At 63.0% G+C, this 21,908-nt stretch carries 14 protein-coding genes; 6 read left to right on the plus strand and 8 right to left on the minus strand.

The features are described from left to right. The first annotated feature begins 222 nt into the window (after positions 1-222). The 4 genes from ACF8Q6_RS01175 (at position 223) to ACF8Q6_RS01190 (ending at position 6,859) form a co-directional block, all read left to right on the plus strand. Positions 223-2,655: a TonB-dependent siderophore receptor gene (locus tag ACF8Q6_RS01175; protein WP_392493038.1), complete on the plus strand. Its 2,433-nt coding sequence runs from the start codon at positions 223-225 to the stop codon at positions 2,653-2,655. Between the two features lie 56 nt (positions 2,656-2,711). Further along, positions 2,712-3,824, plus strand: coding sequence for a PepSY-associated TM helix domain-containing protein (locus ACF8Q6_RS01180; protein ID WP_392493036.1), 1,113 nt, complete (start codon positions 2,712-2,714; stop codon positions 3,822-3,824). Continuing rightward, complete coding sequence (locus ACF8Q6_RS01185; RefSeq protein WP_104960642.1) at positions 3,821-4,006, plus strand: hypothetical protein; 186 nt, start codon at positions 3,821-3,823, stop codon at positions 4,004-4,006. The genes ACF8Q6_RS01180 and ACF8Q6_RS01185 overlap by 4 nt, the downstream gene beginning before the upstream one ends. A gap of 66 nt (positions 4,007-4,072) precedes the next feature. Beyond that, positions 4,073-6,859: a dermonecrotic toxin domain-containing protein gene (locus tag ACF8Q6_RS01190; protein WP_392493034.1), complete on the plus strand. Its 2,787-nt coding sequence runs from the start codon at positions 4,073-4,075 to the stop codon at positions 6,857-6,859. 17 nt (positions 6,860-6,876) lie between these two features. Here the strand turns inward: ACF8Q6_RS01190 and ACF8Q6_RS01195 are convergent, their stop codons facing one another. From ACF8Q6_RS01195 to glnE, 8 genes are all read right to left on the minus strand, one after another. Continuing rightward, complete coding sequence (locus ACF8Q6_RS01195) at positions 6,877-8,319, minus strand: lipopolysaccharide kinase InaA family protein (protein ID WP_047603153.1); 1,443 nt, start codon at positions 8,317-8,319, stop codon at positions 6,877-6,879. Further along, complete coding sequence (locus ACF8Q6_RS01200) at positions 8,319-9,071, minus strand: lipopolysaccharide kinase InaA family protein (protein ID WP_274083429.1); 753 nt, start codon at positions 9,069-9,071, stop codon at positions 8,319-8,321. Before ACF8Q6_RS01200 ends, ACF8Q6_RS01195 begins: the two co-directional genes overlap by 1 nt. Next, a complete protein-coding gene (locus ACF8Q6_RS01205) occupies positions 9,068-9,802 on the minus strand; it encodes a lipopolysaccharide kinase InaA family protein (protein ID WP_392493031.1) in 735 nt (244 codons plus the stop codon). The genes ACF8Q6_RS01200 and ACF8Q6_RS01205 overlap by 4 nt, the downstream gene beginning before the upstream one ends. Next, entirely contained in the window at positions 9,802-10,608 is an 807-nt protein-coding gene (gene rfaP, locus ACF8Q6_RS01210) for a lipopolysaccharide core heptose(I) kinase RfaP (protein WP_003255644.1), read from the minus strand. Before rfaP ends, ACF8Q6_RS01205 begins: the two co-directional genes overlap by 1 nt. Next, complete coding sequence (locus tag ACF8Q6_RS01215; RefSeq protein WP_324737483.1) at positions 10,605-11,729, minus strand: glycosyltransferase family 4 protein; 1,125 nt, start codon at positions 11,727-11,729, stop codon at positions 10,605-10,607. Before ACF8Q6_RS01215 ends, rfaP begins: the two co-directional genes overlap by 4 nt. After that, positions 11,729-12,787: a lipopolysaccharide heptosyltransferase I gene (gene waaC / locus ACF8Q6_RS01220; RefSeq protein WP_003255648.1), complete on the minus strand. Its 1,059-nt coding sequence runs from the start codon at positions 12,785-12,787 to the stop codon at positions 11,729-11,731. The genes ACF8Q6_RS01215 and waaC overlap by 1 nt, the downstream gene beginning before the upstream one ends. Then, the gene (gene waaF / locus ACF8Q6_RS01225; RefSeq protein ID WP_012270139.1) at positions 12,788-13,837 is read right to left on the minus strand and encodes a lipopolysaccharide heptosyltransferase II; all 1,050 of its coding nucleotides are present in this window, start codon (positions 13,835-13,837) and stop codon (positions 12,788-12,790) included. A 234-nt stretch (positions 13,838-14,071) separates the two neighbouring features. Continuing rightward, on the minus strand, positions 14,072-17,005 hold the full coding sequence (glnE, locus tag ACF8Q6_RS01230; RefSeq protein ID WP_392493383.1) for a bifunctional [glutamate--ammonia ligase]-adenylyl-L-tyrosine phosphorylase/[glutamate--ammonia-ligase] adenylyltransferase: 2,934 nt from the start codon (positions 17,003-17,005) through the stop codon (positions 14,072-14,074). Positions 17,006-17,388: 383 nt separating this feature from the next. On the opposite strand from glnE, the gene aceE reads away from it, so the two are divergent. Together aceE and aceF are read left to right on the plus strand one after the other, a co-directional pair. Further along, a complete protein-coding gene (gene aceE, locus ACF8Q6_RS01235; RefSeq protein ID WP_003255651.1) occupies positions 17,389-20,034 on the plus strand; it encodes a pyruvate dehydrogenase (acetyl-transferring), homodimeric type in 2,646 nt (881 codons plus the stop codon). Positions 20,035-20,047: 13 nt separating this feature from the next. Continuing rightward, the gene (gene aceF, locus ACF8Q6_RS01240; protein WP_088513533.1) at positions 20,048-21,694 is read left to right on the plus strand and encodes a dihydrolipoyllysine-residue acetyltransferase; all 1,647 of its coding nucleotides are present in this window, start codon (positions 20,048-20,050) and stop codon (positions 21,692-21,694) included. The last annotated feature ends 214 nt before the right edge of the window (positions 21,695-21,908 follow it).

Here is a 21,908-nt window from a genome sequence, read left to right on the forward strand (position 1 = left end):
CGCCGTTCAGCGTTGCTGCCACCACCGTATTCGCGGGTAAACCCGCTCCTACCACGGTGGTGGGCACACATCGGAGTCATCGCAGGAGCGGGTTCACCCGCGAAGAGGCCGGTGCTGGCCCCCTTTTAAATAATTCTCAATATTTTTCAGATTCACCCTGTCACTTTTCAGATCTCGCTCGGCAAGGAAGCAGCAAGCACTTACCCGTCGAGGAACCGCCGCATGTCCCGTGCCGTTGATCATATCCTGCGCCCCAGCCTGATGGCCCTGGCCATCGGCCTGGCTGCCCCGCTGACCAGCCCTGCCTTGTTCGCCGCCGAGCAATCCACGTCGCGCGCCTACAACCTGCCCAGCGCGCCACTGGCCAGCACTCTCAACCAGATCGCCAGCCAGTCCGGCATTGCCTTGGCCATCGACCCGGCACTGGTCAGCGGACGCACCTCGGCCCCGGTAAGCGGCCAATACGACGGCCTGGGCGCCCTGCAAGCCGCCCTGAGCGGTACCGGCCTGCAGTTGCAGCAGAGCAGTGCGGGCAGCTACAGCCTGGTGGCCGTGCCGGATGGCACACTGGCCTTGCCGGAAACCACCGTGAATGCCACCAGCGCCAGCGAAAGCGCCTGGGGCCCGGTTGAAGGCTACGTGGCCAAGCGCACCGCTGCTGGCACCAAGACTGACACGGCACTTGTGGAGGTCCCCCGCTCCATCTCTGTGGCCACCCGCGAGCAAATGAAAGACCGCGGTGTACACAGCCTGGATGATGCAGTGCGCTATATGCCAGGTATCGTATCCGCCAGCTTCGGTAGCGATACGCGGTATGACTGGATGCGCGTGCGCGGCTTCGAACCAACGCAATTTCTGGATGGGCTGCCGCTGCCACGCGGCGTGTATGCCAACCCGAAAGCCGAAACCTGGAACCTCGACCGCCTCGCCCTGCTGCGCGGCCCGGCCTCTTCGATCTACGGCCAGACTCCACCTGGCGGCCTGCTGGACATGGTCAGCCGCCGTCCGCAAGCGGAAAGCGCTCACGAAATCGAGCTTCAATACGGCAGCGACAACCATCGCCAGATCAACTTCGCCAGCACCGGCAAGATCGACGATGAAGGTCGCTTTCTCTATGGCGTCAGTGGCGTTATCCGTGACAGCGGCACCCAGATCGACCACATCGACAACAAGCGCTACAACATTGCCCCAAGCCTGACCTGGAACATTGACGAAGACACCACGCTGACCTTCCTGACCCAGTTCACCCGTGACGATACCGGTGCCACCAGCCAATTCCGGCCCATCCAGGGCACCAAGATCGACATGCCGTTCGGCAAGATCTCGCACCACAAGAACCTGGGTGACCCGGATTACGAGTTCTACGACCGTACTTACTACGCGCTGGGTTACGCCTTCGAACACCGCATCAACGACGTCTGGCAGTTCCGCCAGAACCTGCGCTACACCAAGTCAGACCTGTCGTTCCAGACCATCACCCCTGGCAGTTACTACGAGCCCGGCGGCCCAGTCAAAGACGATGGCACTGTCAGCCGCATGTCCACCAACACCGATGAAGACATCAGCCAGTTCGCGGTGGACAACAACTTCCAGGCGGACTTCGCGACCGGGGACATCAACCACACGCTGTTGATCGGCCTGGACCACCAGCGCATCAACACCAACTACCTGTCGATCTTCGACTTCACCGTGCCAGACAGCAACGTCAACAACCCGGTCTACGGGCTGCCGATCACTCGCCCTGATCGCTCGACCGCGTTTTACGACTACAACCAGAAAACCCGTCAGACCGGCCTGTATGTGCAGGACCAGATGGCGCTTGGTAACTGGCGCCTGACCCTGGGCGGTCGTGAAGACTGGGTGCACACCGGCACCAAGTTCTTCAACCAGGGCGATGCCACCAATACCCAGCGGGACAAGAAGTTCAGCGGCAACGCAGCCATCAGCTACGTGTTCGACTCAGGCTTCGTGCCGTACCTGTCCTATGCCGAGTCGTTCCAGCCGTCCAGCAATGCCAGTGTGTCGGCCTCGGACTCGTTCAAGCCCACCGAAGGCAAGCAGTGGGAGCTGGGCGTGAAGTATCAGCCGCCGGGGTCCAACACCCTGTTGTCGGCAGCCGTGTACGACCTGACTCAGAAAAACGTCTCGGTCACCAACACGGTCGGTGGTGTGACCATCACCAGCCAGACCGGTGAAGTGAAAGTCCGCGGCCTTGAGCTGGAAGCGGTTTCCGATGTGACCGACAACCTGAAGGTGATTGCCGCCTACACCCTGGCCAAGTCCGAGGTGCAGGATGGCGATTTCAAAGGTAACCGCCTGCAACTGATGCCTAACCAGCAAGCGTCCATCTGGGGCGACTATACCTGGCATTCGGGCGTGCTCGACGGCTTCGGCATCGGCCTGGGCGCGCGTTATACCGGTAATACCTACGGTGACCAAGGCAATACCTACCTGGGCAAGGCCAAGGCCTACACCGTCTTCGACGGGTCGGTGCATTACGACCTGGGTCGCCTGAACGGCAGCCTGAAGGGCGCGTCGGTCGCGGTCACCGCTACCAACCTGCTGAACAAGGACTACCTCTCTACTTGTGACGCGTACTACTGCTACTACGGCGATGAACGCAGCGTTGTCGCCAGCGCCACTTACAAGTTCTGAGTGAGCTGGGGCCGCCTTGCGGCCCCGGGTTCCAACCGACAACAATCGGTACCGTGATGAAGAGCCCCACCATCCGCCGCTGGTCCTTGATCCACACCTGGAGCAGCCTGGTCTGTACCCTGTTCCTGCTGTTGCTGGCAGTCACCGGCCTGCCCCTTATCTTCCACCACGAACTCGAACACCTGCTAGGCGACGCCCCTGAACTGCGTGAAATGCCGGCAGGCACCCCGCACCTCGACCTGCAGCAACTGGTGCTCAAGGCCGAACAACATCGCCCCGGCGAGGTCATGCAGTACTTCGGCTACGATGAAGACGAGCCCAACGGCGTAGTCGCCATTACCGCCGCCACCGCCGGCACCGACCCCAACCTGTCGCACACCTTCATGCTCGATGCACGCACCGGCGAGGCGGTGGCCATGCCGGCCGCCAACGGCGGTTTCATGATGGTGATGCTGCGCCTGCATGTGGACATGTTCGCAGGCCTGCCGGGCAAGCTGCTGCTGGCCTTCATGGGCGTATTGTTCATTGTCGCGATTGTCTCCGGCACCGTGCTCTATGCGCCGTTCATGCGCCGCCTGGAATTCGGCACCGTACGCCACAGGAAGTCCCGCCGCCTGCGCTGGCTCGACCTGCACAACCTGATCGGCGTGGTCACCCTGGCCTGGGCATTGACGGTGAGCGTGACCGGGGTAATCAGTGCCCTGTCCGACCTGGTCATCGCGGCCTGGCGCAACGACAGCCTGGCTGCGATGGTTGCCCCCTACCGCGACGCCCCGCCGCTCGTCGAGCGCGCCCCAGCCACTCGCCTGCTGGAGATTGCCGAACGGGCCGCGCCGGGCATGCGCCCGGACTTCATCGCGTTTCCTGGCACGCGTTTCTCCAGCGAGCACCACTATGCGGTGTTCATGAACGGTGCCACCCACCTGAGTTCGCACCTGTTCACGCCGGTTCTGATCGATGCTCGCACCTTGGCAGTGACTGCCGTAGGTGACCGTCCCTGGTACATGGATGCCATGGGCCTGTCGCAGCCACTGCATTTCGGCGATTACGGCGGGCGACCGATGCAGATCCTCTGGGCGTTACTGGACGTGCTGACAATCATCGTGCTCGGCAGCGGCCTCTACCTGTGGTGGGGCAAGCAGCGTAAACCCAGGGAGGCACGCGCATGAGCCACAGGTCGCAACCCACGGCACGCCTCTTCGCCTGGCCAGCGTTGATTGCCCTGCTTGGCTTCCTGGGCCTGTTCGCCGCACTGCTCGGCGACGGTGGCTGGGACGTTCTGGCATGGGCTGGCCTGGGCCTGCCGGCCCTGCTGAGCCTGCGCGGGCTGTTCTGGCGTCGGGGGCGCTAGCCCGCTACCACCCCGCAACGCAGGTATTGCCAAGCATGGGGTTTTCCTCAACCAAGGAACCGCCCCATGCGCCCCCTCGAACAACTGGAACAGATCGACCGACAAATCGGTGACTTGCTCGACGGCCTTCCAACCCTCGACCTTCAACACCCCATCAACCCCGACACACGCACCTGGCTGCACGGCGAACTGGCCAGCTTCTGGACCACGACCGATGAGCAAGGCAAAACCCCCAGACAAAAGCTGCTGGCACTGCGCAAGGCGCTGATGCTGGCCGAGGTTGAACTGCGCCTGGGCGACGAGACCTTGGGCTACCGCTCAGCCGATCAACTATGGGCCTGCCTGCAACAGCCACTACCCTCCCAGCGCAGGCATATGCCCCTGGCCAAAAGGCCACAGGTCTACCGCGTTCTGCTGGAAGGCCTACGGCCCAACTGGCGAAGCTACCTGCCCGGCACACTGATCATCGTTGCCGGTACCGCCGAAGGCCATATGCTCACGCCTCAGGATGCCGCAGGCGCTGCCTTGCTGTGCAGCCTGTCACAAGGCATCGAGGTTTTCGACTCCCTGGGCGCACTGCACCAGGAGCTTTGCGAACGCCTGGAAGACCCACTCCAAAGCAGACCGCTGCTGCATCTGTACACTGACACGCAGGCGGACCGCGCTCGCCGGTCACAGCGCCTGCGCTATGACTGGTACGCCGACAGCCTGCTGGAGGCCCAGATCGACAGTGTGATAGAAGCCCAACGCCAACGCCTGAGTGACACCGGCTTGTGGAGCAACGGCTCACCCGACCAGCACACCCGAATACATAAAGCCCTGGCGCTATGGCCCGAAGTCGGCGCCAAACCCATCCTGCAAACACGCTATTCTCAATTGCTTGAGAAGAGTCTGCCCAACTGGCTGCGCAATACATCTGCGCAAGGCCTGAGCCATATGATGCAGGCCATGCAAACGCTGGTGGCAATCGCCGAGCAGGCTGCTGCCCCGGGAGTGCTGAGCCTTGACGACTTCAAGCAACGCAATAGCCTGTTGGCCTGGGCCAACGCACGCCTTCGCGAGCGCCTGAGCCATGACCTGGGGTACGACATAGATCCTCGCGAGATCAAGATCATCGTCGTGCGCGCCCGCCGCACGGGCGCCATCATGCATCCCTTCGCCCTCTCATCCTATGTTACCTATGTAGGCATGCGACGCGTGGGCCACGAGATGGTGGAGATGGTCGAGGAAATCAACACCCTCGAAGAGATCGCCCTCAAGAACTTGCCGTGGTTCGATACCGACTACTGGCTGACTGCCCGGGTGATCAATGCCCACGGTAAAGCCATGCCCGCCGGGCTCACGCCGCCGTATGTCAAGCACATGGTCCGGGAACTGAACGTGGGTGACAGCTACGCAAAATACCTGCACACCCAACTGATCGGTTCCAGAGCGGGCAAATGGCGCCTGACTGCGCACACCAAGGTCAACCGTGCACGCATGCACGCTGAAGCAGTCAAGGCGCGCTACGCCGGACACTTTGGCGAAGACCCTTTCGAACATGGCTACAACTGGGTGCGCGCAGTGCTGGACCAACCACACAATGCCTTGCGTGCGCCAGTAGCAGGCTACCCGGTCACTGTTCGGCAGTTGAACATCATGGGCCATACCCTGCAGGGCGTGCTTCTGCTCAACAGCCTCCCCTACAAGTCTCCAGCATGCGTGCTGTACACCCCGGATGCCCCGGACCGCAGGGCCTGGCGCCGTTTTCGCACAACCCGCGAACTGCTTCGCACATTGCGCCAACAGCCCGCGTTGAGAGCATACGTAGCCCAGCGCCTGCCATTGCTGCCTGCCGCCACGGTGCAGCGGTTGCTGGACAAGGGGCGCCTGAGCACGCATTTGACCACGCCCGAGGTCAAAGACGACCTTTTCTTCGACTACTACATGGCCGAGGCCCGGGCGCTGATCGCCCAGGCCGATGCCGACAGCATGACGACCAGCGAAGTGAATGCGGAGTCGGTCATGGCGCTGAGCTGGCGTTTGCTGGATTTCATCAGCCTGCTGCTGCCCAACCGCGCGTTGCTGGTGCTGTCGATTGGCCGCATGGCAATCGATATCCTGGACGGCATCGAGGCCTTCAACCAAGAGGATGTCGAAGGGGTGATGCGGCATTCCTATCAGGCGCTTAGCCACCTCAACGATGCAGGTACCAGTTTTCTCGGTTCCAGATTGCTGCGCCGGACCCTGCGCGGAATACCCAAACAACCGCCACTGCCACTGCCCGCACGCTTCCAGGCGCAACCGGACAGCAGCAGCCTCCGGTATCGCATAGACGGTATCTACGGTGAGGGTGTATACGAGCAAAGCTCGGCGTTTGGTGGGCTGTCGCTGTATTTCGTCAAGGACAGCGACAACCGCTACTACCAGGTCAGCTTCGACGGCTACCGCTGGCGGGCCATCGACCCCGACCAGCCAGATGCCTATCTGCAGCAACCGCTCAAGCGCAAAACCGACGGGCAGTGGGTGATCGACTCACCGGTGCTCTGGTACGACGGGCTGCCCGACCTGACACAATTACTGCAGGACTGCTATCTGCAAACGCCTGTGGACGGCCTGCCGGTTAACATCGAACAAGGGCTTTTTCAGGCTGACGATCAGCTGTACCTGGCGCTCGAGAACGGGCAGTTGCCGGTGCGCCGCCACCTGCTACCGGATCATTACCACTTGGAGATTGCCGTTGCCAGCAACGCCGGGGTGGTGCCGTGGGCGGTGCTGCGCCACGAAAACGACCAGTGGCTGATACGCGTTCGCCAGGCAGGGCGCAGCACTGACTGGCTGACACTGCCAGATCAACCACCGCCGGCCCACTGACAGCGGAGCCGGCGGCCTCAGTCGACCAGTTTTGGCAACAGCCGGTCCAGCCGCTGATGCAAGGCACTGCCATTGGGCCAGTTGCGCAGCAGCCGTGCCCGGTCACGGGCATAGGCCGGTGCGAAGCTGAGCTGGGTGGCGTGCTGGCACATGGCATCAAGGTCGATCAATGACCATTGGCCGTTGTGCCAGAACAGGTTATGGCCTTTGAAGTCGCCGTGGCTGATGCGCTCGCGAATCAGCTGCTGCATCACGTGCACCAAGGCATCCACCTGCTCCTCGGGCGCATCGCCGCTTTCGACGTAGGGCGCGAAGCATGCCGTCAGGTCCGGGCCGTCGACATACTCGGTGACCAGGTAAGCACGGCTGCGCAGGCCCAGCACCCGCTGTTCCAGCACCGCGAGGGGGCGTGGCGTGGCAATGTCGAGGAATTCCAGGCGGTGGCCTTCAATCCAGGAATGCCAGGCTCGGCTTGGGCGCCAGAAGCGCTTGAACCAATGTGCGGTGTTCTTGATGTTGTAGCGCTTGATCACCAACGGGCGACCATTGACCTCGATGCGCGCCACGCTGGCAGCGCCACCGGTCTTGTACAAATGGCCTTTGTCGATCAGCGCATCGGCCTGCTCCAGTACAGGCTGCATGGCCTCGACCTCACTGCGGCGGATCGCCTGCAAGCCCGAGAGGGTGCGCTGGACGCTGAACAGGCTGCACTCGCGGCCAGCCTTGTCCAGATAGTCCTTCTGGCGCCAGGTGCGCACCTTGTCCACCTGTTTTTGCAGGGCTTCCAGCGGCAACGCATGCTCGGCATTGGCCAGCAGGTAATGCACCAGCAGCTCTTCGATGAACGGCTCCAGGCGCTTGGGCAACTGGGCGAAGAACACCCCGAGGTTTTCCAGCACCCGTGGACGCGACAACTGCTGACCGGGTGTTTCCGCCCTGATGCCCGCACCGTCGATCAGGTACAGCTTGCCGGCATGGCGCAGCAGGTTGTCCAGGTGCAGGTCTTCCTGCCAAAGGCCTTGGGCGTGCATGTGCGCCACAGCCGTGAGCGCTTCGCCCAGTACCAGGTGCTGCTCGTCCGCCAGCACTGGCAGGTTTTCCACTGCGGCCCAGGCATCGGACAGGCTTTGGGCACCGTCAAGGAACTCGAACAGCAGCCAGCCGCCCTCGCCTTCCTTGAGGCCGTCGGCCAGTAGCGTCGGTGTGGTCAGGCCTTGTTCGGCCAGCAACTTCACACCCTGCAGTTCGCGCTGGAAATGCCGCGCGGCGTTACCACCGACCAGCAGCTTCGCCAGCACCGGTGTGCCACGCCAGACACCAGCGCCCACATAACGCTGGCCCGGCAGCACACGCAGCAGGGTGAGCAGTTGCAAGTCGGCACTGCCGGCGGCATCAACCAACGTGATACTCAGGGGCAGCGTCGGGCTGCGCCCGGCATCCTTCAGTTCAGACAAACGCATCAGCGAGCCTCTTTTTCACGACGGCGTTGCGTCAGCCGTTGCAGCCAGGTGTCGACCAGCGCGCCGTCAGCCGGCTGCCCCAGGTAGGTCGCCAGCAAAGTACGTACATCCTGCACGCGCCAGGTCTGCGCGCGGCGCAGCAGCGGCTCCAGGTCCTTGAGGCGGTCACGCATGCCGAACAGCAGCGGCCGGGTCTTTTCCAGGTCGATCAATTGCGCGTCCCAACCCTCGCGGCGTTTACGCAGGAAAATGTGCTTGGGGTAGAAGCAGCCATGCACCTGGCCGGCGCTGTGCAGGGTGCGCGCCAGCTGACCGCAGGCCTGCAGGATGCCAGTGCGCTCGGCTTCACCCAACCGCGGCCACTGCGCCAGCAGGCTGTCGAGGTCGGCCCACTCGTCCAGAGCGCGGGTCATCAGGATAGCCCGGTGCTTGCCGCCCTGCTTGCGCTCGCCGTAGAACACCGCCTGCAATGCCGGAATGCGCAGCTTCTGGTAGCGACTGATGTTGCGGAATTCGCGGGCGAAGGTGGGCTCGCCGAACGGCCGGTGCAAGGTACGGGTCAGGTAGTCGCTCTGGCGCTTGAGGTAGTAGCCCTTGCCTTCGAGTTCCAGACGGAAGACGCTGCTCCAGCCACCACGGCCGGTGTTGGGTTCGTCCACAGCATCAAGTTGCAGCGCCCACAGCGCCTCGAAGTTGTCCAGGCCATGGCGCTTGAGCAGCGCGAGGTCCGCGCTGGCCAGGTAATCGGTCATTCCCTTCCCTCGAAAAAGCCCAGTACCCGATGAATGCGCTTCTTGTCACGCACATTCAGCCGGTCGCGGCCACGGTATTGCAGGTAGAAGCGCAGGCGCTGGGTAGCTGACAGGTGGTATTTGGCCACTTTGTCCAGGCATGCCAGGTCCTTTATCATCCGGTGGCGCCACATGAAACCGCGCCAGAAGTCGCCGGTGGGGCAGTCGATGAAGAATAGCGTGCCTTGGTCATCGACCAGCAGGTTGCGCCACTTCAGGTCGTTATGGGCAAAGCGGTGTTGGTGCATGACCCGGGTATGGCGCGCCAGTTGACGGCTGACATGGTCGACCCAGGCGCGGTCGGCCAAGCGCGCATCGTTGTGTTCGGCCAGGGCCGACAGGTCTTCGGTGTGCGGCAGCTCACGGGTGATCATAGCACCCCGGCCAAAGGCCAGGCCGTTGCGCTCCAGGCCCCAAGCCACGACTTCGGCAGTGGGGATACCCCATTTGGCGAACTGCTTGAGGTTTTGCCATTCGGCCTTGATGCGTGGCCGCCCCAGGTACCGGCGCATGTGCTTGCCGGCCCCGGTGTAGCGCTTGACGTAGTAGTTGACCCCGTCACGCTCGATGCGTACCACCTCACTGAGCGGGTCGCGGGTCAACCGTTCGCCCTGGAGGGCGAACACCGCGTCAAGGCTGCCGAAGTCCGCCGCCAGGTGTTCGTACCCCGGCGCCAGTGTCCAACTCGCCATCAGAGTGCGTCCCCATAGCGTTGCTTGCGATCGTAGAGTTTCTGGGCCTTGCGCTCCAGCCAGGCGAGCAGCGCGGCTTCGTCCTTCAGCACCTGCCGCAGCGGACGCTGGAAGTAACCGCGCAGGAAGCGCAGCTTGTCGCGTTGGGTCAGGCCGATGTCCAGGGCCGAAAAGTACAGCGCAGCCAGGTCTTTGTCGCGCCAGCGGCGGCTGATTCTGGCACGGGTTTGCGCGCGGTGCAGGTCGATCACCGACAGTTTGAAGTCATCTGCCGTCACCGGTCGGTCGGTGTGCAGCAGAAAATGGCAGATGTAACAATCGCGGTGGTTGACCCCGGCGCGGTGCATCCCGCCGGTCATCTTCGCCACCTCGGCGATAAGTGCACGCTTCAGGCGCGGCTCAGGCGGCTGCTTGACCCAGTCGATGCTGAAGTCTTCCAGGCTGATGGTCGGCGCCAGCTCTTCGGTGATGATGAACGAGTGCTGCGCGGCTGGGTTGCTGCCACGCTCGCCATAGGCGACTGCGGTCATGGTAGGCACACCCACCTCGTGCAGGCGCTGGATGGCCTTCCACTCCTGGCCGGCACCGAGCACCGGCAGCTTGGCGGTGAACAGGTTCTTGAAGATCTCGCCCCAGCCGATGCCTCGGTGGATCTTGACGAAAAAGCCCTCGCCAGCCACTTCGGTGCGCAGCGTGCGGCGCCCTTCCAGCTCGCGATAGACCTCGCCTTGCAGCGCCTCCACGGCGTCGAAGGCATCACGCCCGGCCCACAGGCGTTTGAAGGGTTCGGCCAATATCAGCTTCATGCGGTTTTTTGCCCCAGGATCACGTCGGCAGCATGCTGCGGCATGCTGTACAGATCGGCGCTATCGGCAAATGCCAGGCCATTGCGCGACCAGCTGGCACGCGCCTGCGGGTCTTCGAGCATGCGCTGCAGATAGCCGTTGAGCTGCTCTTGTTCGAACGGCTCGTCCAGCACCAGGCCGCTGTCGGCCTCGGCAATGTAGTGGGCATAGCCGCACACCTTGGACACCAGCACCGGCAAGCCGGCGACCAACGCTTCGAGCAGCACCGTACCGGTATTCTCGTTGTACGCCGGGTGAATCAGCAGGTCGGCGCCCAGCAGGAAGCGCGGGATGTCGCTACGGCCCTTGAGGAACTGCACCTGGTCGCCCAGACCCAGGGTAGCGCTTTGCAGCTGGAATACCTTGGGGTCGTCCTGGCCGATCACCATCAGCCTGGTGCGTTTGCGCAGGGCTGACGGCAGCGCGGCCAGTGCCTTGAGGCTGCGGTCCACGCCTTTGGTCTTGAAGCCTGAGCCAATCTGCACCAGCAGCAGGTCGTCCTCCCCCAGGTTGAATTCCTTGCGGAACTCAGCGCGGATCTCGGCGGCATTGGCCGGCGCACGGCGATCCTGGGAAATGCCTGGCGGCAGCAGGTGGAAGCGTTCTACCGGGGTGCCGTAATGCTTGATGAACAGCGGCTGCTGCACTTCGGAAATCATCAGCACTTCGGTATGGGCGTCCTTGGCAAACACCGCACGCTCGTACTCGGCAAAGTGCCGGTAGCGGCCCCAGCGGCGGTACAGGCCACCGCGCAGGGTCTGTGCCTTGTCCTCGAAGCAGCCGTCGGCGGCGTAGTACACGTCCAGCCCCGGCATCTTGTTGAAGCCGATCAAGCGGTCGACCGGGCGCTTGGCCAGGTCGGCGGCCATCCAGGCGCTGAGCTTCTCGTTGCGGCGGTGGTTGAAGATCGCCTTCACCGGCGCCACCAGCACTTCGAAGCCCGGCGGAATGTCACCCTCCCAGATCAGCGTATACACACGGATCTGGTGGCCCCGCTTCTGGCATTCCAGGGCAATGCGCATGAAATCGCGCTGCAGCCCGCCGAAGGGGAAATATTTGTAAAGCACGAAAGCCAGTTGCATCAACGGACATCCTCAGCCAGCAGCAACGCGCTCAAGCGGCTCGCCACATGCTCGGGATTCAAGCGAGTGAAGCACAGTGGCCACTCGCGTTTCAGATCGAACCGGGCCAGGTCATCGGCGCTCGGTTTGTAGGTGCACTTCTTCTGCAGGCAGGGAGCGCAAGGCCAGTCACTGGCCTGGTGAATCTGGGTCCGTCCGTAGGCGCCAGTCAGGCCCGGGTTGGTTGGGCCAAACAGCGAAAGGGTGGGCACATCGAGTGCCGCCGCCAGGTGGCCAAGGCCGGTATCGACCGCCACGCAGGCCTTTGCCGCCGCCAGAACACGAGCGACGCCGGCAAGGTTCAATTTGGGGAGCACCTGGCAGTTGTTCAAGCCTTGGGCAATTCGCTCGGCCCGCGCCTTCTCAGCCGGATTACCCCAAGGCAGGCGCACTTCCAGCTTGCGCCGGCCCATGCGCTCGGCCAGTTCGCGCCAGTAGGCTTCGGGCCAATGCTTGGTCGCCCAGGTGGTGCCATGCAGGAACACCACATAGGGCGCAGCCGGGGGCAGTTGCAGGCGGTCGAGGTCCAGGCCGTAGTTGCCGATGCCTTCTGGCAGGTCATAGGCCAGGGCCATGGCAAACAGTTGGCGTACCCGCTCCACCGCGTGCTGGCCGGTAGCGACCGACAGAGGCCGGTCGTAGAAGCGGCTGGCCCAGCCTTCGCGCGCCGAGTAGCGGTCCAGGCCGGCGACGGGTGCCTTCACGTAACGGGTCAACCAGGCCGACTTGACCAGGCCCTGGGCGTCGATCACAAGGTCGTACTTGCGCTCGCGCACGCGCTGCTTGAACGCCTTCCACTCGCCACTCTTGATGGTTTGCCAGAGGTTCTTGCGCCAGCGACGAATCGCCACCGGGATGACCTGGTCGACCGCGGGGTGCCAACTGGGGATTTCGGCGAAGCCTTCTTCCACCACCCAATCGAAACGGATGCCGGGAATGGCATGGGCGGCATCGGTAAGCGCCGGCAGGGTGTGGATGACATCCCCCAGCGACGAGGTCTTGATGATCAGTACCCGCACTTAGTCGACCTCGGCCACGGTATCGATCAGGTCCGGTCCGCTGAGGCTGTGCAGGGCGGCAATCACTTTGCCCGGTTCCAGCAGACGCAGGCAATTGTAATGGCCGAAGCGACAGGTGCGGTCAAAGCACGGGCTGCACTCGATACCGGTGCGCACCACTTCCACCTGTTCGGCCAACGGTGGGGTGAAGCCGGGGGAAGTCGAGCCGTACACCGCCACCAACGGACGGTTCAGCGCAGCGGCCACGTGCATCAGACCGGAATCGTTGGACACCACGGCATGGGCGCAGGACATCAGGTCGATGGCCTCGGCCAGCGAGGTCTCACCGGCCAGGTTGGACGACTCTTCACGGAACCCCGGAATCAGCCGGTCGCGGATCTGCTCACCGACCGGGTGATCGTTCTTCGAGCCGAACAGCCACACCTGCCAGCCTTGGCGAATCATCGCATCGGCCACAGCGGCATAGTGCTCTGCCGGCCAGCGCTTGGCTTCGCCAAACTCGGCGCCAGGGCACAGCGCCAGTACCGGACGGTCCAGTTCCAGGCCGAACTTGGCCAGGGCGGCGTCACGGCTTTGCGCTTCGATCTGCAGGCTGGGGCGCGGGTATGGCTGCGGCAGCTCGGCGCCGGGCGCGTACGCCAGGGCCATGAAGCGCTCGATCATCAGCGGATAGCGGGCCTTGTCCAGCTTGCGCACATCGTTCAGCAGGCCGAAGCGCATTTCACCGCGCCAGCCGGTGCGTTTGGGAATGCCGGCAAAAAAGGGCACCAGCGCCGACTTGAGCGAGTTGGGCAGCAGGATAGCCTGGTCGTACTGGCCGGCCAGGGACTTGCCGATGCGCCGTCGTGTGGCCAGCTCCAGCGCGCCGTGGCCGAGCGGGAAGCTCAAGGCCTGACGCACTTCAGGCATGCGTTCGAGGATCGGCCGGCTCCATTCAGGGGCCAGCACGTCGATCACGCAGTCGGGGTGCTGCTGTTTCAGGCACTGGAACAGGGTCTGCGCCATCACCATGTCGCCGACCCAGCTGGGGCCAATGATCAGTATTCTCATGCTTAGTCCAGAAACGCTCGGGGAGGCTACAGGCTGCGGTACAGCCTGGCCTCCCCTCTTTATATTCAGGCTATGTGGCCGACAGTGTAACACCGGTGGTGAGGCATGAGCCTTTGGGGCTGCTTTGCAGCCCATCGCGACACAAGGCCGCTCCCACAAAAGGTACTGCATACGCCGGCCAATGGTGGGAGCGGCCTTGTGTGGCGAAAGGGCCGCACAGCGGCCCCAACGATCTCAAGTCAGCCCCAGTTCACCCCAGATCCGCCGCACTTCACGGCGTTCATCGGCAAACTGTGCCGCATCGATCACCCCGGCCTGCTTCTGCAGGGCCTGGCGGTGGGAGGCCGAGCGGAACGCCTTGTACACTTCACGCAACAGCAACGCGTCACTGGCCGGCATCAAGTTCGCCTGCTCCAGCTCCTCCAGAATGCGGATGTTATCGGTCCATCGAAGTATGGCCGGATGGTCATGGGACCAGGCCAAAGCGGCGTATTGCACCATAAATTCGATATCGACGATACCGCCGGCATCCTGCTTGATATCGAAGGGTACACCGGCGTCGAAGGCGTTCGCCGCGGTACCGGCAGCCGTAGCCTTGGTACCGAGGTTGTCACGCATCTTGGCGCGCATTTCACTCACCTCGCCGCGCAGCTTTTCCAGGTCGCGGGCCTGGCCCAGTACCTTGGCACGCACACCTTCGAATGCAGCCCCCACCTGCTTGCAACCCACCAGCACACGGGCCCGCACCAGCGCCTGGTGTTCCCAGGTCCAGGCTTCGTTCTGCTGGTAGCGCTCGAAGGCGCCCAGCGAGCTGACCAGCAGGCCCGAGGCGCCGGACGGGCGCAGGCGCATATCCACGTCGTACAGTTGGCCCGAGTTGGTCTGGGTGGTCAGCAAGTGGATGATGCGCTGCCCCAGACGCGTGAAGAACTGCGCGCTGTCGATAGGCTTCGCACCGTCGGTTTCCGCCTGCGGATCGCCGTCATGGATGAAGACCAGGTCCAGGTCCGAACCGTGGCCGAGCTCCAGGCCGCCCATCTTGCCGTAACCGATGATGATGAAACCCGGGTCGCACAGGCTGCCGTCGCTGCGCTTGGGTTGGCCGTGGCGGGCCACGGTCTGGCGCCAGGCCAAGGCCAACACCTGATCGAGGATGGCTTCCGCCAGCCAGGTCAGGTAGTCGCTGACTTTCATCAACGGCAGGTTGCCGCTGATTTCCGAGGCGGCCACGCGCAGGCTGTGGGCCAGCTTGAAATGGCGCAGCGCCTCCATCTGCTGCTCCAGGTCGTCCTCGGGGATGCGCATCAGGCGCTCGCGCAGCTCGCTTGCCAGTTCTGGCGCCAAGGGCGGGCTGAACAAGCGGCCCTCATTGAGCAGTTCGTCGAGCAGCAACGGGTAAAGGGCAATCTGCTCGGCAATCCACGGGCTGGCGGCGCACAGCGTCAGCAAACGGCGCAAGGCACCGGGGTTTTCGGTCAGCAGTACCAGGTAGGCAGAACGCCTTGCCACAGCCTCGACCAATGGCAACACCCGCTCAAGCACCAGGTCGGGGTTGTCATGCTCCACCGCCTGGGCCAGCAGACGTGGGATGAATGCGTCAAGTCGCTCACGGCCGATGCGCTGCATCGAGCGCAACTGCGGGCTGGAACGCAGCCCGGCCAGGCGCCTCAAGGCTTCTGCGGGTTGCTTGAAGCCAGCCTCTTGCAATTGCCGGCCAGCGGCTTCTTCATCCTGCGCCTGCTCCCACAATGGCGACCATTCGCCACCCACCACCAGTTCGCCTTCGCCGTCTTCATCATCCGGGTCGGCAATGACTTGGCGAAAATGCCAGTCGATACGGCCACGCCAGTACATCAGCTGGTCGTGGAAGCTCTGCCAGTCGGCAAAACCGAGCACATAGGCCACGCGTGCCTGATCGGTCTCACCTTCCGGCAACATTTGCGTCTGGCGGTCGGCAATGGCCTGGATGGCGTGCTCGGTGTAGCGCAGGAACTCATAGCCCTCGCGCAACTCGGCCACCACTGCTGGCGGCAGGTAGCCTTGGCCTTCCAGGGTGGCCAGCACCTTGAGCAACGGCCGCTGCTGCAGGCTGAGGTCACGCCCGCCGTGGATCAGCTGGAAGGCCTGGGCGATGAACTCCACTTCACGAATACCACCGGCACCCAGCTTGATGTTCTCGGCCATGCCCTTGCGCCGCACTTCCTGCTGGATCAGCTGCTTCATGGTGCGCAGCGCTTCGATTGCGGAAAAGTCCAGGTAGCGGCGGTACACGAACGGGCGCAGCATCTCCTGCAACTGCGCGCCGGCCGCCTGGTCGCCGGCCACCACCCGCGCCTTGATCATCGCGTAACGTTCCCAGTCACGGCCCTGGTCCTGGTAGTACTGCTCCAGTGCATTGAAGCTGAGCACCAGGGCACCCGCCGAACCATAGGGACGCAGGCGCATGTCAACGCGGAATACAAAGCCGTCGACGGTAACCGGGTCCAGTGCCTTGATCAGCCTTTGGCCCAGGCGCGTGAAGAACTCCTGGTTGTCCAGCGAGCGCTTCACCCCTTCGGTTTCACCGCCCTCGGGGAAACCGAAGATCAGGTCGATGTCCGACGACAGGTTAAGCTCTACCGCTCCCAGCTTGCCCATGCCCAGCACCACCATGTGCTGCGGCTGGCCGCTGCGGTTGCCGATGGGCGTGCCGAATTGCTGGCAATGGCGCGGGTACAGCCATTGGTAGGCTTCGTCGATGGCCGCATCGGCAAGGTCCGACAGGTCGCGGCAGGTTTCGCCAAGTTCCGCCTGACGGGTAATGTCGCGCCAGATAATGCGCAACTGCTGGCGGTTGCGCGCGCGGCGCAGATTGCGCGCCAGCTCGTCCTCGCTCTGTGCCGCCTGGGCTGTTGCGGCGATTTGCCCGCGCAGCTCACCCGGGGCGTATCGCCGCTCCAGCTCGCCACTGGCCAGCAGGGCGAACAGCATGGCGGGCTCGCGCTGGGCCAGGCTGAGCACGAACTCGCTGGCAGCAGCCACCTGGTCGAACTGCTGCCGGTGCAGCGGGCTCCAGGCCTGCAGGTCGAGTTCGGGGTGGCCGGCCACGGCATCGCTGATGAACTGCTGGTTGCGAGTGACCAGCGGCTGCAAGGTGGCAGGCAGATCGGAGGGCAAAGGTAGGCGCATGGTCTATCCTTGATCGGCGTGAAATAGAGGGGAAAAAGCGGCCAAGGGGAAGCCGGACCACGGTTGGACTGTCGTACAAAAGTTGGAAATAGCTGAAAAAAACGAAAACTTGGCAACAAACATCAAGAACCACCCGTTCGCGACACAATGCCAACCAACATGAACGTTTTTCCTCACAAGCCAAGGTGCGACCAAACGTCGCACAAATGTAGTTTTACTACTACTCGTGTCGTGTAAAAGCATGAAATGCGAAAGCAAATGTAGTAAAACTACAACGCGCCGGAAGACACCCCGGTAATCCAAGAATTCACGACGTCTGCCCATAAGGCCAGTCGCAATCTCAGGCAATCGATTCTGGTTGCCTTTCCGCCCTGGAGCAAGCCATGCAAGACCTCGATCCAATCGAAACCCAGGAATGGCTGGATGCCCTGGAGTCGGTCCTCGACAAAGAAGGCGAAGACCGCGCTCATTACCTGATGACCCGTATGGGCGAGCTGGCCACCCGTAGTGGCTCCCAGCTGCCGTATGCGATCACCACGCCATACCGCAACACCATCCCTGTCACCCACGAAGCACGCATGCCTGGCGACCTGTTCATGGAACGCCGCATTCGCTCGATGGTGCGTTGGAACGCGCTGGCCATGGTCATGCGTACCAACCTGAAAGACTCGGACCTGGGCGGACACATCTCTAGCTTCGCCTCCAGTGCCACCCTGTACGACATCGGCTTCAACTACTTCTTCCAGGCCCCTACCGAAGAACACGGCGGCGACCTGGTCTTCTTCCAGGGCCACGCTTCGCCTGGCGTCTACGCCCGTGCCTTCATGGAAGGCCGTATCAGCGAAGACCAGATGAACAACTTCCGTCAGGAAGTGGACGGCAACGGCCTGTCTTCGTACCCGCACCCATGGTTGATGCCTGACTTCTGGCAGTTCCCGACCGTTTCGATGGGTCTGGGCCCAATCCAGGCGATCTACCAGGCACGCTTCATGAAGTACCTGGAAGCCCGTGGCTTCATCCCGGCCGGCAAGCAGAAGGTCTGGTGCTTCATGGGCGACGGTGAGTGCGACGAGCCGGAATCCCTGGGTGCAATCGCCCTGGCCGGCCGCGAGAAGCTGGACAACCTGATCTTCGTCATCAACTGCAACCTGCAGCGCCTCGACGGCCCGGTTCGCGGCAACGGCAAGATCATCCAGGAACTCGAAGGCGTGTTCCGTGGCGGTGGCTGGAACGTCAACAAAGTCGTCTGGGGCCGTTTCTGGGACCCACTGCTGGCCAAGGACACCAACGGTGCCCTGCAGCGCCGCATGGACGAGGTCATCGACGGCGAATACCAGAACTACAAAGCCAAAGACGGCGCGTACGTTCGCGAGCACTTCTTCAACACCCCGGAACTCAAGGCCATGGTCGAAGACCTGTCCGACGAAGAGATCTGGAAGCTCAACCGTGGCGGTCACGACCCGTACAAGGTCTACGCGGCGTATCACCAGGCTGTGAACCACAAAGAGCAGCCGACCGTCATCCTGGCCAAGACCATCAAGGGTTACGGCACCGGTGCTGGCGAAGCCAAGAACACCGCGCACAACACCAAGAAGGTCGACGTCGACAGCCTGCGTCACTTCCGTGACCGCTTCGACATCCCAGTCAAGGATGCCGACCTGGAGAACCTGCCGTTCTTCAAGCCGGAAGAAGGTTCTGCCGAAGCCAAGTACCTGGCCGAGCGCCGCGCAGCCCTGGGTGGCTTCGTACCGCAGCGCCGCGCCAAGAGCTTCAGCGTGCCGACCCCGCCACTGGAAACGCTGAAAGCGATCCTGGACGGCTCGGGCGACCGCGAAATCTCCACCACCATGGCCTTCGTGCGTATTCTGGCGCAGCTGGTCAAGGACAAGGACATCGGCCAGCGCATCGTCCCGATCATCCCGGACGAAGCTCGTACCTTCGGTATGGAAGGCATGTTCCGCCAGTTGGGCATCTACTCGTCGGTCGGCCAGCTCTACGAGCCAGTCGATAAAGACCAGGTGATGTTCTACCGCGAAGACAAGAAGGGCCAGATCCTCGAGGAAGGCATCAACGAAGCCGGCGCCATGTCGTCGTTCATCGCTGCCGGTACCTCGTACAGCTGCCACAACCAGCCGATGCTGCCGTTCTACATCTTCTACTCGATGTTCGGTTTCCAGCGTATTGGCGACCTGGCTTGGGCCGCTGGCGACAGCCGCACCCGTGGCTTCCTGATCGGCGGTACCGCCGGCCGTACCACCCTCAACGGTGAAGGCCTGCAGCACGAAGACGGTCACAGCCACATGATGGCGGGCACCATCCCGAACTGCCGCACCTACGATCCGACCTACGGCTACGAGCTGGCGGTGATCATCCAGGACGGCATGAAGAAGATGACCGAAGAGCAACAGGACATCTTCTACTACATCACCGTGATGAACGAATCCTACCAGCAGCCAGCCATGCCGGCCGGTGTCGAGGAAGGCATCATCAAGGGCATGTACCTGCTGGAAGAGGACACCCGCGAAGCCGCACACCACGTACAGCTGATGGGCTCCGGCACCATCCTGCGCGAAGTCCGCGAAGCCGCGAAGATCCTGCGTGAAGAGTTCAACGTCGGTGCCGACGTGTGGAGCGTCACCAGCTTCAACGAACTGCGCCGCGACGGCCTGGCCGTGGAACGCGCCAACCGCCTGAAGCCTGGCCAGAAGCCACAGCAGACCTACGTCGAGCAGTGCCTGAACGGTCGCAAAGGCCCGGTCATCGCCTCTACCGACTACATGAAGCTGTTCGCCGAGCAGATTCGCCAGTGGGTACCGAGCAAAGAGTTCAAAGTCCTGGGTACCGACGGTTACGGTCGCAGCGACAGCCGCAAGAAGCTGCGTCACTTCTTCGAAGTCGACCGCCACTTCGTGGTGCTGGCTGCCCTGGAAGCCCTGGCTGACCGTGGCGAGATCGAACCCAAGGTTGTTGCAGACGCTATCGTCAAGTTCGGTATCGACCCGGACAAGCGCAACCCACTGGACTGCTGAGGAGTATTTTTAAGTGAGCGAACTCATTCGCGTACCTGACATCGGCAGCGGTGAAGGTGAAATCATCGAGCTGTTCGTCAAGGTCGGTGATCGTATCGAGGCTGACCAGAGCCTGCTGACCCTGGAGTCCGACAAGGCCTCCATGGAAATTCCGGCGCCCAAGGCCGGCGTCATCAAGGAACTGAAGGTCAAGCTGGGCGACCGCCTGAAAGAAGGCGACGAACTGCTGGTCCTGGAAGCCGAGGGCGCCGCTGCTGCGGCCCCTGAGGCGCCGGCTGCTGCCGCTGCTCCAGCTCAGGCTGCTGCGCCGGCCCCGGCCGCCGAAGCCGCCCCTGCTCCGGCCGCAGCCCCGGCTGCCGCCAGCGTGCAGGACATCCACGTGCCGGACATCGGTTCGTCGGGCAAGGCCAAGATCATCGAAGTGCTGGTCAAAGTCGGCGACACCGTCGAAGCCGACCAGTCGCTGATTACCCTGGAGTCCGACAAGGCTTCCATGGAAATCCCGTCGCCGGCCGCCGGCGTGGTCGAAGAAGTGCTGTGCAAGCTGGAAGACGAAGTCGGCACTGGCGACCTGATCTTCAAGCTGAAAGTGGCGGGTGCCGCCCCGGCTGCCGCGCCGACACCGGCTGCTGCTGCTCCTGCACCAGCCAAGGCTGAGGCTGCTCCGGCTGCCGCACCTGCCGCTGCCGCCCCGGCTGCTGCCCCTGCACCGGCTGCGACCGCACCGGCCGCTGGCAGCAATGCCAAGGTTCACGCAGGCCCCGCTGTTCGTCAGCTGGCCCGTGAATTCGGTGTCGAGCTGGGTGCAGTTGCTGCCACCGGCCCGCACGGTCGCATCCTGAAAGAAGACGTGCAGGTCTACGTCAAGGCCATGATGCAGAAGGCCAAGGAAGCGCCGGCAGCCGCCGGTGCGACCGGTGGTGCTGGCATCCCGCCGATCCCTGCCGTGGACTTCAGCAAGTTCGGTGAAGTGGAAGAAGTGGCCCTGACCCGCCTGATGCAGGTCGGTGCTGCCAACCTGCACCGCAGCTGGCTCAACGTGCCGCACGTGACCCAGTTCGACTCTGCCGACATCACCGAGCTGGAAGCCTTCCGCGTTGCGCAGAAGGCCGTGGCCGAGAAAGCTGGCGTGAAGCTGACCGTGCTGCCTCTGCTGCTCAAGGCCTGCGCCTTCCTGCTCAAGGAACTGCCGGACTTCAACAGCTCGCTGGCGCCAAGCGGCAAGGCCATCATCCGCAAGAAGTACGTGCACATCGGCTTCGCCGTGGACACCCCGGACGGCCTGCTGGTCCCTGTGATCAAGAACGTCGACCAGAAGAGCCTGCTGCAATTGGCTGCCGAAGCCGCTGCACTGGCCGAGAAGGCGCGCACCAAGAAGCTGTCGGCCGACGAGATGCAAGGCGCCTGCTTCACCATCTCCAGCCTCGGCCACATTGGCGGCACCGGCTTCACGCCGATCGTCAATGCGCCGGAAGTGGCTATTCTGGGCGTCTCCAAGGCGACCATGCAGCCAGTCTGGGATGGCAAGGCCTTCCAGCCAAAGCTGATGCTGCCGCTGTCGCTGTCCTACGATCACCGTGTGATCAACGGCGCTGCCGCCGCGCGCTTCACCAAGCGCCTGGGCGACGTGCTGGGCGATATCCGCACCATGCTGCTGTAAGCCAGCACACTGCCCCTCCTTGCGAGGGGCAGTACCCTTTTCGAGCTGCCACGCTCGTACCTCAACCCCGTCGATTGGCGGGGCTTTTTTTTGCCTGGAAAAAGCTGGGAGGGCTTCGCCCTCCTTTCGCGACACAAGGCCGCTCCCACAGGCAATCGCAGTCCACATTGTGGGAGCAACTGTCTTGCTCAATTTCTAAAAGCTGGTGCGATCC

Source organism: Pseudomonas sp. GLN_2 (assembly GCF_043106005.1).
GTDB classification, from domain to species: Bacteria; Pseudomonadota; Gammaproteobacteria; order Pseudomonadales; family Pseudomonadaceae; genus Aquipseudomonas; species Aquipseudomonas alloputida.